This window comes from Glutamicibacter sp. NPDC127525 (assembly GCF_042672105.1).
Classification (GTDB): domain Bacteria; phylum Actinomycetota; class Actinomycetes; order Actinomycetales; family Micrococcaceae; genus Glutamicibacter.
On sequence record NZ_JBHXVN010000008.1, the window covers coordinates 15,498 to 30,976 of the forward strand.

The following is a 15,479-nucleotide window of genomic DNA, read 5'->3' on the forward strand; positions in this document are numbered from 1 at the left end:
CCAGGCATGCCTGATGGCACTACTTTCAAGATAGCTACTGCCCTGGGGCAAGTCCAATCTATCCAGCCAAGATCACAGTGCCATCGCGTTCAATGGTGGAACCGTGCTGGGTCTTGCTGACCGAAATCCGATTGGTGATGCGCTGCTTCATTTCTGCCACGTGGGAGACCAAGCCGATGGTGCGGCCCCCGGCACGCAAGTTTTCCAGCGCCTGCATGACTTCTTCCAGCGTCTCGGCATCCAGCGAACCGAAGCCTTCATCGACGAAGAGCGTCTGCATGTCCACTGCCCCGGAATGGTGCGAAATGACATCCGCCAGGCCCAGTGCCAGGGCCAGCGAGGCCATGAAGGTCTCGCCTCCGGAGAGCGTCTGGGTCTCCCGGCGCTTCCCGGTCCACGAATCGAGCACCTGCAGCCCCAACCCGGACTTCGAATTGCCCTGCTTGGAATCATCATGGTGCAGCGAGTAGCGGCCGCCGGACATCATGCCCAGGCGCTGCGTTGCGGCGATGGCCACTTCCTCCAGCCGGGCAGCGAGCACATAGGTGCTCAGCGTCATCTTGTAGAGGTTCTCTCCCCCGCCACGAATCACTTCAGCCAATCCGCGCAGCCGGCGGTAGGCTTCGATGACCGGGCCTGCCTCGGTCCGCTGGCGTTCAAGATCAGTGGCTGCTTGCTCGTGGCGAACGAGCTGGGTCTGCGCCAGCACTTCTTGTTCCCGCGCCGCTTCGAAGCGTTCTTCGGCGAGGGAAGAGAGCAGCTTCGCTTCGGCAATCCCTTCTTCGCTTGGCCCTTCCACACCCTGCGCGGATAATTCCTGGGCCTTGCGGCAGTCCTGCGACGCTTCAAGCGTGGCAATGGCACTGGCCAGGTCGGCATCGGCACGCTGCAGCTGGCGCAGGCGCTCGCGTTCGGCGCTGTCCAGCAAGGCGGCCTCGAAGGCAGCCGGATTCTCGAAACCGGCGGCCGTGCGCTGGCTATTCCAGGTGGCCTCGGCCTTCTCCAGCGCCTCGCCCGCCTCGAGGAAACGGCGCAGGTTCTGCACCGCACTGGCCAAGCCCTGGGACGTAGCGGACAGCTGCGCCACAAGTTCGGCCAGGTTCTCCCGGCCTTGGCGCAGCTGCTCCAGCTTGGCGTCGAGTTCTGCCAGCTGGGTTTGCAGGGACTGCGCCCGCTGCTTCGCGGTGGCGTGCTCGAGTACCGCCCGGGATGCGCGCGCGTTCTGCTGCTCGGTACGCTGGCGCACCGCATCCAGCTTTGCCACGCGGGCAGCGATTTCTCCTTGCTGCTTCTGCTCCCGTTCCAGTCCGGCCTGCGCCGTGGCAAGCTCCGCCCGCAGGTCCGCGACCGGGGCATCGCCAGCGGCTTCCTGCGCGGCCTGGAACTTGGCCACCAGGGTGTCGCGCGCCTGCGCGGCCCGTTGCCCGGCAGCTCTTGCCGCAGCCACCGCGGCTTCCAGCGCTTGGATCTGCTCATCGTCGATCAGCGGCGCATCGGCATCCGCCCGGGCCGGGGCGGGATGCTCTTGCGCACCGCAGACCAGGCACGGTTGCCCGTCTTCCAGCGCGGCAGCCAATCGCAAAGCGCTCTGGGCCAGCTGCTCGGTACGCAGGTCAAGCAAGGTATTGGCTACGCCTACAATCTCCAGCTCTTGTGCGCTGGACTGCTCCCGTGCGGACAGCGCCTGCTTCTCCAGGGTGTCGCGCTCGGTGGCATGCTGGATCCTGGTCTCCAGCCCCTTCACGTGTTCCTTGGCCTGCTGGACCTTGCCGCCGGCGGCTACCTGGTCGAGGTCCGCGGCTTCCAGCGCAGCACGTTCGGCCTTGAGCAAGGCAACTTCGGCTTCGGCCTGGGCACGGGTCTCTTCCTGCGCAGCGGCCAGTTCGGCGGCCTTGCGTGCCTGGCCGGCCAGGACGCCGCGGCGCTTTTCATCGTCCAGGCCCGCCTTGGCCACCGCTAGTTCTTCGGCCGCTTGCTGCGCCGGCAGGCGCAGCTGCTCCAGACCGGCAGCGTCGGCGCTGGGGTCCAGCCCCTGTTCGGTTTCAAGCCACAGCTTGCTGTCCAGCCAGGTTGCCTTGGCCTGCTCCTGGGCGACGGATGCCTCCTGGAGCTGGGCCTGGTAGGCACGCACCGCGCCTGCCTTGGCATCGCTGTCCAAGCGCGCGGCAGCCGCTGCGGCCGCTTCATGGTTCTGGGCATAGCCGGCCTGCATGCCGCGCAGCTCGGCCAGGCGCGCGAAGATCCGGCGGCGTTCCTCCAGGGCCTGCGCCTGCTCGCGGGTGCGGGTCATCTCGGTGCGCAGTTTGGCCGCTTCTAGGGCCGAGTCCCGGTGAACCGCCGCGATCCGGCGGTGATAGCCGGCGAACTGCTCGGCACTGCTCAGGTCCACCGCCGCGGCCTGTCCAGCGCCATCGGCGTCGGCGTTCGCTTCGCCGTCGGCCTCGGCGGGCTCATCGCTGGCTTCGCGGCCGGCGAGGAACGCCCGGGCAGCGGAATGGATGGCCTCTTCGCTGGCGCTCAGGCGTGCTTCCAGGCTCTCGGTTTTCTTGCGCTCTTCGGCCAGCCGAGCGGCGAATTCATCCTCGATCCGCGCATAGCCGCTGGTATCGAAGAGATTCGCCAGGAGATCCTCGCGGTCCTTGGCCTTGGCCCGCAGGAAGTCCGCAAAGCCGCCCTGAGGCAGCATGACTACCTTGGTGAACTGCTCGCGGTCCAGACCCAGCAGGCTGCCCAGGACGTGGCCCACCTCGTCGTTGCGGGTGGACAGTTCCTTCCAGCCCGAACCGATGAACTCGCGCAGGAAGCTGGCGGCCTTCTGCTCGGTGGTCTTGTTCTTGCCGCGCTTGGACGGGCGCATCCAGGCCGGCGAACGGGTGACCTCGAAGCGCCGGTCGCCGATGGTCAGCTCGCAGACCACTTCCGGAGCCAAACCGGCCGGGGCATGGTCCGAACGGATCTGCCGGCTGCCGGCGCGGCTTCCGGGCAACGCACCGTACAGGGCGTAGCAGATCGCATCCAGGATGCTGGACTTGCCGGCACCGGTGGGGCCATCAAGCAGGAACAGCCCGCCTTCGGCCAATTCATCGAAGTCGATCTCTTCGGTGCCTGCGAAGGGCCCGAACGCCTGGATCTGGAGTTTGTGGATTCTCACTGGCTGGCCTGTGCCTCTCGGGTGGCTTGGATGACGGCGCCGATGACTTCCCGTTCCAGTTCATCGGCCGCGCGTTCGCGGACATGTTCCATGAAGTCCCCCACCACTTGTTCGGTGCTGGCGGCCTTGGCCATGCGCTCGGCATAGCTCGCCGGCTTGGCATCCCCGCCGGCGTGATCGGGGGCGAAATTCAGCACCACGGTGTCGGGGAAACGGGTTCGAATCGTTGCCATCGCGTCGGCGGGACGCTCGCTATCGGTCAACGTGACCTGGCACCATGCATCGACGGCGGATTCCAGTTCCGGGTCCGCCAGGAGCTCAGCGAGCTTGCCCTTGAGGATGGCCAATTTCTTCGGCACCGGAAGCAGGACTTCCTGCACGGACTCTATGCCCCGGGCGTTGGTGTCGATCAGCCATACGCCCTTGCGCTGCGTTGCCTCGGAGAAGGAGTATGCCAGCGGAGAGCCCGAATAGCGCACGTGCTCCTTGACCTTCTGCCGTCCATGCAGGTGCCCCAGCGCCGAGTAGTCGAAGCGCTCGAAAAGCTCTGCCGGAACCACGTCGAGGTTGCCGGTGCTCAGCTCGCGTTCGGAGTCGCTGCCGTAGCCGCCGGCGGCGAACAGGTGGGCCATCGCGATGGAAACTACCGGTTTTTCCCCTGCCCGCAGTTGCGCAAGATCTTCTTCGATCTGCGCGATGGCCGCACGGACCACCGCTTCGTGGCTGGCCTTTTCCACGCCCAGGCGTTCCATCACCATGCGCGGTTCCAGGTACGGGATGCCGTAGATGGCCACCCGGTGATCGCCGGCATCGTGGATAACCGGCAGCAGCATGCGCTGGAGGTCGGCGATGATGTGCACCCCGGCGCTGTCCAAGAGCTCTGCGCCGAAGCCCAGACGGGAGGCCGAGTCGTGGTTGCCGCTGGTGACCACGACGGCGGCCCCGGTGGCGCGTAGCTCGCGCAGCACCCAGTTGCATAACTGGACGGCATCCACGTGCGGCAGCGCGCGGTCATAGATATCACCGGAAATCAGCACCGCATCAACCTGCTGGTTAATCGTGATGTCGATGATTTCCTGCAGCACTGCGCGCTGCGCTTCGATCAGGGAGGCCCCGTGGAAGGTCCGTCCCAAATGCCAGTCCGAGGTGTGAAGCAATCGCATGTGTCCAACCTTATGCAATGCCGCGGACAACTTGGACATTAGAATGGTGATGTGAATGAAACCGGTGAAACTGCACTCCTGCCAGAGAACTACTCAGACAAGGTGTTTGCGATCCTCCTCGGCCTAGCCGATGGCGCAACCCACGCCCGTGACGAAATTGACCCCGGGGCCACCGAAATCCTCCCGCTCTACCTGGCCGACGGCCTGCTGGAAGCGCTGGAATGGGCCAAGGACGGTGTCGCCAGCGACGAAGCGGCCTGCATGTGGCTTGCGGCCCTGCGCGGCTACAGCAAGATCGCCGGCTCCTTCCCGGAACGCGCCCCGCAACCGCTGGGCCGCTGGATCGACAAGGAATTCGCCAACGTCGAGATCTTCGAGAAGATCCTGGACGGCGATCCGCAGAACCTCGCCGGCCTGGACAGCCCCGACATGGGACAGCCAGGGCGTCCCACCGGCGCTGGCGCCGACTCCACCGGAGTGCTGCCGCGTGCCGCGATTGCCGCGCTGCTGGCCCGGGTCCCTGTGGGCACCACCGAGACCCTGGCCCGTTCGGCCGCCTTCCTGACCCACGACGACCAGGCGGCCAAGACCGCCATTGCCGCGGCGAAGATCATCCGTTCGGCGATGGAACGCTCCGAGGCCGCCGCCGGCGAATGGGCCGAGCTGCTCGTTGGCCTGCAGGGCCCGTCGGCCGATGCGCTGCGCGAGGTGGCCACCAGGATCGCCGAGAACATCTCGCTGTCCCCCGAAGAGGCCTACGCGGCGTACTTCGGCGAGCATGCCGCCGAGCAAGACGCGGAATCGGACATCGAGGCCGCCCCGGCGGCAACCGCCGAAGAAGAAGCCAGCCGAGATCCCGAGGTCGACGCCTACGCTGGAGCGCTGCTGGCTGCCATCTACGGCACCGAAGCCGTCGGCGAGCGCCCCGCGAGCGCACTGGATGACATCATCTCCGAGCTGCATGACCGCTGGATGGCACTGCTGGTCTAGGAACCGCGCCCAGAAAAAAATGGCAGAAGCCCGGCCGGCACAGATTCGATCTGTGCCGGCCGGGCTTCTGCGGTCTGCTAGGCGGTCAGCCCGAACCCGCCAACCATCTGCATGAACTCGCCTTCGGAGATGATGCTGACCCGCTGGCCCTTTTCGCGCAGCCGGAGTACGTGCTTGGCCTTGTTGGTCAGCCGCCCGTTGGCCAGATCCTCCGGGACGAAGCCGTCTCCGACGACCAGCGCCGTGGTGGCGCGGGTGACCCGCGAGGCGGTCTGCGCGCCGTGTTCGGCGGCCAGTTCCTTGGCCTTGGGGCGCGGCATGGACAGGTTGCCGGTGAACACCATGATCTGGCCGAACAGCGGATGGCTGGGATCCGCGTTGTCGCTCGGCTTCGGGTTCGGCCCTTCCTGCGGCCAGTTGTTGAAGGAATCCTGCGGCGGCAACGGGTTGCCTGCAGCCAGCCAGCCTTGGGCGTCGCGGGTGGCGCGGGACAGTTCGTGGCCTGGCTGCCACGGCTGGGTCAGGCTCAGCCGGACGCCATAGTGGTCTGCCGTCTCCAACACGGACTGCTGTCCGCTGCGCCCGGCGATATCGATCATTGCCCAGGCACAGGCCACAGCGTCAGCCAGGGCCTCGTGGTGGTTTTCGATAGGGTGTCCCGCTTCTTCGGCAACGAACGGCAGCGAGTAGCTGGGCAGATCGTAGGCCTTGCGGGAGAGCTTGACGGTGCACAGGTGCGCAATTTCCGGTACCGGCAGTTCGCCGGCTTCGCACGCCGCGCGGATCACTCCGGAATCGAACGAAGAATTGTGGGCCACCAGCACGTCGGATCCGATGAATTCCAGCAGTTCCGGAATCCTGTCGGTCACCCGTGGCGCGGCGCTCACCATGTCGGGGGTGATGTGGTGGATCGAGACGTTGCGCGGGTCGAAGTGGTCGAAGCCTGCCGGCGGCTGCATGAGCCACTGTTCGGTTTCGACGATTTGCCCGGAGCGTACCTTGACCAGGCCCACCGAACAGGCGGAGCCGATAAAACCGTTTGCTGTCTCAAAATCTACTGCTGTGAAGTCCAATGCCACGCCCAATAGCTTACTCGCTTAATCGCTGGCACCGGCATGCGTGACATTCGCGCACCGTGCACCGCGCGGTGACCGCCGGGCGATAACGCGCCAATAATTCGCTGCAACCCGATTTTGACCTGTATCGATCAAGTTATCGGCGGCCTGGCTGGCTTGAGCGCAAGGCAGGGCATCTCACAATCATCAGCCGGCCGCAATGAGCGAGTCGAACCCTGCACGCAGGGAACTCAGTGCCCGAACAGCTCCTCGTAATGCTCGCTGAGCGCCGGATAGTAATCGGCCTCGAAGTCCACGCTGTCGGCATCGGCTCCGTTCACCACGGCTGCCAGGCGGTCCAGGTAGTAGTCCCAGCCCGGCCCGACGGAGCCGGCGAGCTGCGGGTCAAGGCCCGGCATCCGGAAGACCAGGGAACTGCCCTCGCCGCAGGACTGCACCGCGAGCTCCAGCCGCCAGGCCGAGGGGCCTGTTCCAAGTTGCACCTGCAGGTGGTGCATGCGCGGATCGCAACGCAGGATTTCGACTCGTTCGGTGGGTGAACCGTCCTCGAGCAGCATCACTACGTCCACCGCGCCGCGCTCCGGGTCCCCGTGCCATGGGCCATACCAGAGCGCCAAGCACTGGGAGTCAGCCAGATAGCGCCAGATCCTGCTCGGGGATTGGGTGAACTCGCGGCGCAATTCCAGCGCTCCGTCTGCGGTTCGAATTCCGGTCGGCGAGGCGCTCATGATTTCTCTCCTGGGTTGCTCCCCTGCCGCCGCGGCACGGGCGGCTCCAGCGCCTTCACCGGCAGTCATTGAAGAATAGCAAATCGCGGTCCCGGGCCGCTGGGCGCCTTCTTGCAAAAGCAGGCACCGGTTCCCTTCCCCCAAGGGAAAGGGAACCGGTGCCCATATGCCCTGCATTTCGGACCCGGGCTAGGCGGTTGCCTTGCGCAAGGTGAGATAGGATCCTCCTGCCATCAGCAGGGCCACCAGGCCGCCCCACAGCGTGATCCCCGCGGCGGTCCAGGTCAAGGCCCAGCTCCAGAACTGGTCCCAGTAATTGCCGAAGGTGAACAGGGCGATGATTCCCAGCACCACCACACCCAGCAGGGTGAAGAAAACCACCATGCCCGTGGTGCGCCACCTCATGTAGATGGTCGCTATCAGGAAGCCGACCATGAACAGCAGCACCATCAGCACGAAGTAGAACAGGATCTGGACCAGCCAGTTGTTATCCGCAATCCATTGCAGGGCGAAGAACTGGCCGCCCATGCCCCAACCACCGGTGGCGACTTCCAACAATCCAATCAGGTAGTAGAACACCGACAGAACCAGTGCGCAGACGGAGAACAGTGCCACGGTTCCCAGATAGAAGGTACGCCGCGAAATGCTCATGGCCATGGAGAACGGGAAAGTCAGCGTCAGCGCCTGGATGCCCAGGGCCAAGAAGTACCACATCGGCGCTTGGGCGCCACCGCTGTACAGCCCTTCGTCGCTGCCGTTGCGCCGGACCAGCCACCAGATGGCCAGTGTGAAGAGGAACGATCCACCCAGGATTATCAGCGGGATTCCAATGAAAGTGGCTTTGTTGATCAGTTGCATGCGGGCGACTTTGATGATGCGGTTCATTTTCTTGCCTCCGTCCGTTCGTCGATCCCTGTTTCGGTGGTGCTGCTCAAGGCGCTGCGGACTACCAGTTGCTGCAGCGACACCGGACTCAGGTCCAGGCCCATGAGCTTCGCTTGTTCGCGCTGCTCCGAATCCAGCTTGGCCTTGATGGTGACGCTGGCCAGGGCGCCGAGTGCATCACGATGGATTATCTGCGCGGAGCCGATGAATTCCTGGACCTTGGCGTCCTCGCCAGTTACCGTTACCGCTGTGCCGCGCAGCTCTTCGGCATCCGAGTCGATGACGATTCGCCCCTTGTCGATCACGATGACGTGTTCGAGCAGGTTGGCGACTTCATCGATCAGGTGGCTGGAGAGCACGATGGTGCGTGGATATTCCGCGAAGTCTTCGACGAGGCGGTCATAGAAGATCTGCCGCGCTACCGCGTCCAGGCCGAGGTAGGGTTCATCGAAGAACGTGATGTCAGCCCGCGAGGCCATGCCGATGATCACGCCCACCGCGGACAGCTGCCCGCGGGAGAGCTTCTTGATCCTGCGCCTGGTCGGCAGTGCGAACGCCTCGACGAGATCCTGGGCCAGTTCCTCATCCCAGTTCTCGAAGAACAGGGCTGCGGATTTGAAGGCCTGGTGGACCTTGAAGTCATCGGGGTACTTCTGGGATTCGCGGATGAAGCAGATGCGCGAGAGCGTCGGATCATGCTCGAAGGGGGCGTGGCCGAAGATTTCGGCGGTGCCTTGGTCCGCATAGTTCTGCCCGGTCAGGATGGACATGAGCGTGGTCTTGCCGGCCCCGTTTCGTCCAAGCAGCCCGTAGATACGGTCGGGTTCCAGTTCCAGGCTGACGTTGTCGAGCGCTCGCACGCCCTTGTAGGTCTTACTCAGCTCGCGTGTGGCGATTGCTGTCGTTCGTGGCATGTCGTTCCTCCCTGCCTAGTAGAGATGTTTCAAGAATCCGAACCGGTCTTGATCATGGCGACCAGCTCATCCAGGCCAATGCCCAGCTTGGAGGCTTCTGCGGTCAATGGGGTGATGAATTGCTGTTGGAATTTCTCGCGGCGCTGTTCTCGCAGCCGCCGCGGTGCACCTTCGGTGACGAACATGCCGATCCCCCGCTTCTTGTAGAGCAGTCCGTCTTCCACGAGCCGGTTGATTCCCTTGGCTGCTGTGGCCGGATTGATCCGGTAGAACGCTGCGAATTCATTGGTTGATGGAACTTGCGCTTCTTCTGCAAGAACACCAGAGATGATGTCGTTCTCAATCAGCTCAGCAATCTGCAAGAAGATCGGTTTTGAATCATCAATCATGCTGGCTCCTCTCCGTGCTCATTTCCACTAGGTGAGTTAGTGGGTTAGTTACTCATGTAACTAACCATAGAACCTAGTTCGGTTCTGTGCAATAGCGGGGCGGCAAAATATCCACGGAAAATCCGGTACCCCAAACTGTCCGCCTCGCTATCTATGCTGGGAACTGTCGACGGGGCTGCCTGGAACGGGCACCGGCGATGGTGCGTTCACCGTGGTGAGCACGGAAATGGAGCTGCAGACCGAGACAACGCATGGCGCAACCCGAAACCGGGAAGGGCTGGCGATGGCTACGAATAATTTGCAGTATCTGGCCCAGGAAAATAGTGATCGCACGCTGGGCAATGACCGCAATCCACGGATTGCAGGCCTTTATGGGAGGGACCATGCAAGAACTTTTCAATCGCCTTGAGGCTCCGGATCCGCTTCTCGGAGCATTGGATCGCCAGATCCTGCTCGGGCTGTACAAGGTGCTTTTCCCCGAATCCACCGGTGAAGAAATGGCCCGCGCTACCCGGCGCGAGCTGATCGCCAGAATCCAGGACTCGCGCGCTGGCACCATGCAGCGTCCCGGCCGCAATGTCCTGGACTACCCCTTGCGCCGCCCGAACCAAGCGGCATTGAATCGCGCACTGCTCACCGGCACGAAGGGCCAGCCGGTATATTGGTGCCGCCAGGCAAATGCACTGGCTTCCGCGGCGGCCCTGGGGCAGGAGAACGAGTCATTCCGCTGGAATTTGGAGGAACCCCTGCGGGCAGGCGATCTCGTCCTGACGGCATTGGAGGGCACTCCAGCGTTGATTGCCAGCCTTGAAATCACCGAAGCCGATGAGGCGGAGCGGCTCACCTTCACCAATTTGGCGACCTTCACCGACCCGATCTCCGTGGCTGAGCTCGAGTCCATGATCGGCGCAGAACTTCCAGGACGCTCGCAGTATTTGGCAGATTCCCTTGCCCAGAAGCTTCTGGGCAGCATCGGGGATCTTCTCGAACGCCCCCGCCCGATATTCGTCACCGCCGGACCTTGCACTCCCTCGCAGCCTGCGAAGGCCAATGAGGTGCTGGGCGTTGTGGCCATCCTCCAGAAGGCTTCACCGTATGAACCGCTTGCTTGCGAAATCTGCGATCGGGATATTTCTGCCAGGCCCGAGGTCCATCTGCCGCAGAGCCATCACAACGGCCTGCGTTGGGAGATCCAGGACCATGCCGATGAGGTGGTGCTGCTTTGCCGTGGCTGCCACGACATGGCCCACCAGCCAACCCTGGAACAGCTCCGGAAGTTCGCGAAGCCTGCCTGCCCGGAATGCGGGGAACGCAATCCGCTGAAGATCATCTGGGGAATGCCAAGCTTCATGCCCAATGACGACGAGTACGTCACCGCTGGCTGCATGATGCCTGTGGGGCCTCCCGCACAGTGGCAGTGCCGCGCATGCGAAACCCAATACCTGGTGACCGAGTTCGACGAGCGGCCCTACCTGGCCCTGGCACGGTCCGGCGAGAACTTCCCGCACTAGCGCAAGAACGCCAGCAAATCCGTTTCAGGATTTGCTGGCGTTCTTGTTCTATCCGGGATTTGGAGGCTACTTGGCCAAGGCCTTGGTGACCTCATCGATGATGCTGGGCAGCAACGCGGCGAAGGCGCGAGCCCGGTGCGAGATCGCGTTCTTCTCCTCCGGAGTGTGCTGGGCCATGGACTTGCCGGCACCGGCCGGTTCGAAGATCGGATCATAGCCGAACCCATGCTCGCCGGCACGCTCGGTGCGCAGCACGCCCTCGACCTTGCCCAGTTCCACGTGCTCGGCACCCTCTGGGGTAGCCAGTGCCGCGGCGCAGACGAACTGCGCTGCGCGGTGCTCGGCTGCAATATCGCCGAGCTGGCCGAGCAGCAGATCGATATTCGCTTCGTCATTGCCGTGCACCCCGGACCAGCGCGCCGAGAAGATTCCCGGCGCTCCCCCGAGCACATCCACGCTCAAGCCGGAATCATCGGCCAGCGCCACCAGGCCGGTGGATGCCGAGATCTCGCGAGCCTTTTTCAGCGCATTGCCCTGGAAGGTGACCTGGTCTTCAACCGGATCGGCAGCCCCAGCGGTGGCGGCGTCGATGACCTGGCTGTCAACATCCAAGCCCGGCACCTGCCCGCGCAGCAATTCGCGCAATTCGCGCAGCTTGCCCTGGTTGCGCGAGGCAAGCACCAGTACCGGCTTGCTCATTTGGTGCTGCTCAGGGTTTCACGCTGGATCTCGGCCAGCTCGTTGGTTCCGCCAAGGGCCAGGTCCAGCAGGGCATCCAGCTCCTCGCGCTTGAATGGAACCCCTTCGGCGGTGCCCTGGACCTCGACGAAGTCGCCGGATCCGGTGACCACGACGTTCATGTCGGTCTCGGCGCGAACATCTTCCTCGTAGGGCAGGTCCAGCATCGGGGTGCCATCGATGATGCCCACCGAGATCGCGGCGACCGAGTCGGTGAGCACCTTGGCGTTGGCCTTCACGATGCCCTGCGAACGGGCCCAGGAAATTGCTTCTGCCAGTGCCACGTAGGCACCGGTGATGGCGGCAGTGCGGGTGCCGCCGTCGGCCTGCAGGACGTCGCAGTCCAGCACGATGGTGTTTTCGCCCAGGGCCTTGGTGTCCACGACGGCACGCAGCGAGCGGCCGATCAGGCGGGAAATCTCATGGGTGCGGCCCGAGAGCTTGCCCCGGACCGATTCGCGGGAGTTGCGGGTGTTGGTAGCACGTGGGAGCATCGCGTATTCAGCGGTGACCCAGCCGGTGCCTTCGCCCTTGAGCCAGCGTGGCACGCCCTCGGTGAAGGACGCGGTGCACAGCACGCGGGTGTCGCCGAATTCGATCAGCGCCGAGCCTTCGGCCTGAGCGGACCAGCCACGGGTGATGGTAATGTCTCGAAGTTGCGCGGCTCCTCGGCCGTCAGCGCGTAAAGTCATGCTTCCATCCTAACCACGCGCACCGCTCGATCTGTACGGGTGAACCCGCGAGTTACGGTGAAATGCACCTCGTGGCGTATCCTTGGCAACTATTGAGGATGCACCACAACGCAGCATCGCCCCGGACGCGGGCTCAGCTCGGCCCGGCTGCAATCCAACTGGCACCCCTCCAAGACGCCTGAAACCAGTTCATAGTTCATGGAGCAGACCAGTTCGGTCTGCTGCTGCGCGACCAGATGGAAGGGGCAGTTCCCCATGGAGATCTCTCCTCGCTCGTCTGTTTCAGGCGCATAGCCCAGCTCGTCCAGCGACGGCACGAGCCCGTCACCGGCCTGCCCCAGGTTCTGCCCCTCGCCACGTGCCGCCTGACGCAGCGCCTGGAGCACAGCCCCCGAGGCATCGGCACTGGCCGCGTTCGCCAGCAAGCTGCCCAAGAGGCGGTAATTGCGCGCTGGCAAGCTCACGGATACTTCCTCTTGAGCGAGCGCGTAAAGTTTCGCGGTGCGCCCGGCCCCCGGCCCGTTTTTGCCTTCCGGCCGTGCGAAAGTCACCGCCAGCAATCCTGCGCTTGCCAGCCGGTCCAGATGGTAGGCGGCCAGGGTCCGGCTGATTCCTGCGGCCTTGGATGCCGCGTCGCGTCCTGCCGGTTGCGGACTTTGCGAAATGAATTCGAACAGTCGCCGCCGAACCGGATCGTTGAGCGATTTGAGGACCGTATCTTGTTGCAAGCTCAGTTTTGTCGACATGCCAGAATTCTATCAACAATGGATACTGACAAATAGGCCCGAGAGGCGAATTCTGGGTATACGTTCAAACCTTTGGAGGGTGATCGCCATGAGCGCCTCATGGAGCGAGAAGCATCCGGTCTCGCACATACGGGCAACAACAGCTGCACGAGTCAACACCGACCCGTCGTTGAGCGCATTCTGGATCCTGCGCATTGGATTTGTCGTCCTGCCCCTGCTGATGGGACTGGACAAGTTCGCGAACGTCATGACCTACTGGCCGGAATACCTGGCCCCGTGGATCATTGACATCATGCCGTTCTCCGCGCAAACCGCCATGCATTTCGTTGGCGTGGTGGAACTGGTTGCCGCCGCATCGATGATCATCAAGCCGCGCTACGCGAGCTATGTGCTGTCACTGTGGCTGCTGGGCATCATCGTCAATCTGGTCTCGATGGGCGTCTTCCTCGATGTCGCCCTGCGCGACGTGGGACTGCTGGTCGCCGCATTGGCCCTGACCCGACTGGCCAGCAAATACGACAAGCCCTGGGGTGCCAAGCACGGCGCCGGCTAGGCTGCTTCCGGGAACGCGAAAAGCACCGGCGCAGAGGATATTTCTTCCTGTCCGCCAGTGCTTTTCTCCGGTTCCGCGTGCCTACTTCTTGCGTTTGAGCAAGGGGAACTTGCGGGTCTTCTCGTACTTGATGGTCGGCATGGTGCCTGTACGGGTCTTCAGGTAGTCGGTACCGCGCTCCCCCTTGAACAGGGCCGGGTCCTTGTCTTCCTTCAGGCTGCCGGAGTACACGCCGTAAGTCACCCCGGAAACGGCAACAGCGATCCCGCCGTCGTAGGTTTCCTTGGCTTCTTCGACTACCTTGTTGATGTCGGTCCATACCGGAATGTGCGTCAGCAGCATGCGCTCGGCACCGGCCGCGGTCGCCATTTCGCCAGCACGCTTGCCCGTCAGGTGCACGCCGTCGATATGGTCATCGCGGCCCTCTTCGAAGGCCGCTTCGCACAGGAACATGTCAGCGCCGCGGGCTGCCTCAACCAGGCCATCGCAGCTGTCGGTGTCCCCGGAATAGGTCAGCACGCTGGTCAGCAACTCGCCATCGGGGCCCGGCTCATGCGCTTCCACGCGCAGCGCATAGGCTTCCTTGATCGGGTGGCGCACCGGGTAGGGAGTGATGGTGAAGGGACCGATGTTCACCGGCTGCAAGGATTTCCAGACCTGGAAGTCGTAGTCCTTGGCCATGGTGTCGCCATCGGGCAGGGAGTAGGCCGTTTCAATGCGTTCGGCGGTATCTTCCGGACCGTGCACCAGCATCCGGTCCCGGCCCCAGCCCGTCGGGTCCCAGCGAATCGCCACATGCAAACCGCAAAGGTCCATGCAGTGATCGGGATGCAGATGGGAAATCATGATCCCGTCAATGTCTTTTAAATCGGTGTAACGCTGAAGCACGCCCAACGCGCCGGAGCCCAGATCCAGCAGGATCTTCCAGTCGCGCGTGCCATCAAAGGCCGACACCAGGTAGCAGGAAGCGGGCGATCCCGGCCCTGGGAATGACCCGGTGCATCCAATGATGGTCAGCTTCATTCGTTACTCGCTTTCGACGCGGCAATCATCTGCGGGGTAATCCGCGAAATAGCTCCGGTCGGATAGTGGGCGGCTACATGGTCCACGTGGCGCACCTGCAGCACCTCGGGTCCGAGGAATCGGCGAGCCAGTACACCAAAGCTATCAGCGTTGCCTGTGGCTAGGAACTCATGACGCGCCGCGGCGCCGTCGTTGCGCACCAGGGCATGGCGGGTCAACGCCCGGAAAACGTCCTTTGCCGTTTCCTCGGCACTCGAAACCAAGCTGACCGAATCCCCCATGACATAGGAGATCACGCCGGTCAGCAACGGATAGTGCGTGCATCCCAGAACCAGGGTGTCTACATCGGCGGCCTGCAGCGGCGCCAGGTATTCCTGCGCGATCTCCAGCAGCTCGGCACCGGCGGTAATGCCGGACTCCACGAACTCCACGAAGCGCGGGCAGGCCACGGTGGAGACCTGCAAGTTCGGCGCGGCCGCAAAGGCGTCCTCGTAGGCGCGTGAACCAACAGTCGCCTGGGTGCCGATGATGCCGATCTTGCCATTCTTCGTGCCGGCTACCGCACGGCGCACCGCCGGCTGGATGACCTCGACGACCGGGATGCCATAGCGCGCGGTATAGCGCTCGCGAGCATCGCGCAGCACTGCGGCAGAGGCCGAATTGCAGGCAATCACCAGCAGCTTCACGCCACCATCTACCAGCTCATCCATCACCCCCAGCGCATTGGCCCGAACCTGGGCAATGGGCAGCGGGCCATAGGGAGAGTTGGCGGTATCCCCCACATAGATCAGCGATTCGCCCGGCAGCTGGTCAATGATCGCGCGGGCCACGGTCAGCCCGCCAACGCCCGAGTCGAAAATGCCGATGGGGGTATTGGCCTCCGGGGCCGAGACCTGCCCGGTAGCAAAGTAGGAATTCAT

At 63.6% G+C, this 15,479-nt stretch carries 14 protein-coding genes and 1 pseudogene; 3 read left to right on the forward strand and 12 right to left on the reverse strand.

The features are described 5' to 3' along the window. Positions 1-58: 58 nt before the first annotated feature. Entirely contained in the window at positions 59-3,151 is a 3,093-nt protein-coding gene (locus ACFVHU_RS16030) for an AAA family ATPase (protein WP_388025324.1), read from the reverse strand. Beyond that, positions 3,148-4,314, reverse strand: a complete 1,167-nt coding sequence (locus ACFVHU_RS16035; protein WP_388025326.1) for an exonuclease SbcCD subunit D — start codon at positions 4,312-4,314, stop codon at positions 3,148-3,150. Before ACFVHU_RS16035 ends, ACFVHU_RS16030 begins: the two co-directional genes overlap by 4 nt. Before the next feature lie 51 nt (positions 4,315-4,365). Between ACFVHU_RS16035 and ACFVHU_RS16040 the strand changes: the two genes are divergently transcribed. Next, positions 4,366-5,304 (forward strand): hypothetical protein, encoded by a 939-nt coding sequence (locus tag ACFVHU_RS16040; protein WP_388025328.1) that lies wholly within the window; start codon positions 4,366-4,368, stop codon positions 5,302-5,304. A 77-nt stretch (positions 5,305-5,381) separates the two neighbouring features. Here the strand turns inward: ACFVHU_RS16040 and ACFVHU_RS16045 are convergent, their stop codons facing one another. The 5 genes from ACFVHU_RS16045 to ACFVHU_RS16065 all read right to left on the reverse strand — a co-directional run bounded on the left by ACFVHU_RS16045 (position 5,382) and on the right by ACFVHU_RS16065 (position 9,296). After that, positions 5,382-6,383 carry an exonuclease domain-containing protein gene (locus ACFVHU_RS16045; RefSeq protein ID WP_105658459.1) on the reverse strand — a complete coding sequence of 334 codons (1,002 nt, stop codon included), beginning with the start codon at positions 6,381-6,383 and terminating at the stop codon, positions 5,382-5,384. A 227-nt stretch (positions 6,384-6,610) separates the two neighbouring features. Then, entirely contained in the window at positions 6,611-7,108 is a 498-nt protein-coding gene (locus ACFVHU_RS16050; RefSeq protein WP_332502815.1) for a polyketide cyclase, read from the reverse strand. A gap of 189 nt (positions 7,109-7,297) precedes the next feature. Then, a complete protein-coding gene (locus tag ACFVHU_RS16055) occupies positions 7,298-7,993 on the reverse strand; it encodes a hypothetical protein (RefSeq protein ID WP_105658437.1) in 696 nt (231 codons plus the stop codon). After that, positions 7,990-8,907 (reverse strand): ABC transporter ATP-binding protein, encoded by a 918-nt coding sequence (locus ACFVHU_RS16060; protein ID WP_388025331.1) that lies wholly within the window; start codon positions 8,905-8,907, stop codon positions 7,990-7,992. The genes ACFVHU_RS16055 and ACFVHU_RS16060 overlap by 4 nt, the downstream gene beginning before the upstream one ends. A gap of 29 nt (positions 8,908-8,936) precedes the next feature. Further along, positions 8,937-9,296, reverse strand: coding sequence for a GntR family transcriptional regulator (locus ACFVHU_RS16065; protein WP_181148913.1), 360 nt, complete (start codon positions 9,294-9,296; stop codon positions 8,937-8,939). A gap of 383 nt (positions 9,297-9,679) precedes the next feature. Here ACFVHU_RS16065 and ACFVHU_RS16070 point away from each other — a divergent pair, with 383 nt between their 5' ends. Beyond that, positions 9,680-10,807 carry an HNH endonuclease gene (locus tag ACFVHU_RS16070; RefSeq protein ID WP_388025333.1) on the forward strand — a complete coding sequence of 376 codons (1,128 nt, stop codon included), beginning with the start codon at positions 9,680-9,682 and terminating at the stop codon, positions 10,805-10,807. 66 nt (positions 10,808-10,873) lie between these two features. On the opposite strand, the gene rdgB is transcribed toward ACFVHU_RS16070, so the two are convergent. The 3 genes from rdgB to ACFVHU_RS16085 all read right to left on the reverse strand — a co-directional run bounded on the left by rdgB (position 10,874) and on the right by ACFVHU_RS16085 (position 12,983). After that, entirely contained in the window at positions 10,874-11,506 is a 633-nt protein-coding gene (rdgB, locus tag ACFVHU_RS16075; protein ID WP_105658434.1) for an RdgB/HAM1 family non-canonical purine NTP pyrophosphatase, read from the reverse strand. Further along, a complete protein-coding gene (gene rph, locus ACFVHU_RS16080; protein ID WP_388025335.1) occupies positions 11,503-12,237 on the reverse strand; it encodes a ribonuclease PH in 735 nt (244 codons plus the stop codon). Before rph ends, rdgB begins: the two co-directional genes overlap by 4 nt. 89 nt (positions 12,238-12,326) lie before the next feature. Further along, positions 12,327-12,983, reverse strand: coding sequence for a helix-turn-helix transcriptional regulator (locus ACFVHU_RS16085; protein ID WP_388025336.1), 657 nt, complete (start codon positions 12,981-12,983; stop codon positions 12,327-12,329). 88 nt (positions 12,984-13,071) lie between these two features. On the opposite strand from ACFVHU_RS16085, the gene ACFVHU_RS16090 reads away from it, so the two are divergent. After that, entirely contained in the window at positions 13,072-13,536 is a 465-nt protein-coding gene (locus tag ACFVHU_RS16090) for a hypothetical protein (protein WP_286134697.1), read from the forward strand. A 228-nt stretch (positions 13,537-13,764) separates the two neighbouring features. On the opposite strand, the pseudogene ACFVHU_RS16095 reads toward ACFVHU_RS16090, so the two are convergent. After that, a pseudogene (locus ACFVHU_RS16095) lies at positions 13,765-14,559 on the reverse strand (MBL fold metallo-hydrolase); the annotation flags it as partial. Then, positions 14,556-15,479 carry a glutamate racemase gene (gene murI, locus ACFVHU_RS16100; protein ID WP_105662596.1) on the reverse strand — a complete coding sequence of 308 codons (924 nt, stop codon included), beginning with the start codon at positions 15,477-15,479 and terminating at the stop codon, positions 14,556-14,558. The gene murI and the pseudogene ACFVHU_RS16095, both read right to left, overlap by 4 nt.

Excerpts from the sequence above, each read along its gene's own strand:
- ACFVHU_RS16035 (WP_388025326.1), bottom strand. The coding sequence starts at position 4,314 with ATGCGATTGCTTCACACCTCGGACTGGCATTTGGGACGGACCTTCCAC.
- ACFVHU_RS16050 (WP_332502815.1), bottom strand. The coding sequence starts at position 7,108 with ATGAGCGCCTCGCCGACCGGAATTCGAACCGCAGACGGAGCGCTGGAA.
- ACFVHU_RS16055 (WP_105658437.1), bottom strand. The coding sequence starts at position 7,993 with ATGAACCGCATCATCAAAGTCGCCCGCATGCAACTGATCAACAAAGCC.
- ACFVHU_RS16060 (WP_388025331.1), bottom strand. The coding sequence starts at position 8,907 with ATGCCACGAACGACAGCAATCGCCACACGCGAGCTGAGTAAGACCTAC.
- ACFVHU_RS16065 (WP_181148913.1), bottom strand. The coding sequence starts at position 9,296 with ATGATTGATGATTCAAAACCGATCTTCTTGCAGATTGCTGAGCTGATT.
- ACFVHU_RS16070 (WP_388025333.1), top strand. The coding sequence starts at position 9,680 with ATGCAAGAACTTTTCAATCGCCTTGAGGCTCCGGATCCGCTTCTCGGA.
- rdgB (WP_105658434.1), bottom strand. The coding sequence starts at position 11,506 with ATGAGCAAGCCGGTACTGGTGCTTGCCTCGCGCAACCAGGGCAAGCTG.
- rph (WP_388025335.1), bottom strand. The coding sequence starts at position 12,237 with ATGACTTTACGCGCTGACGGCCGAGGAGCCGCGCAACTTCGAGACATT.
- ACFVHU_RS16085 (WP_388025336.1), bottom strand. The coding sequence starts at position 12,983 with ATGTCGACAAAACTGAGCTTGCAACAAGATACGGTCCTCAAATCGCTC.
- ACFVHU_RS16090 (WP_286134697.1), top strand. The coding sequence starts at position 13,072 with ATGAGCGCCTCATGGAGCGAGAAGCATCCGGTCTCGCACATACGGGCA.
- murI (WP_105662596.1), bottom strand. The coding sequence starts at position 15,479 with ATGAATTCCTACTTTGCTACCGGGCAGGTCTCGGCCCCGGAGGCCAAT.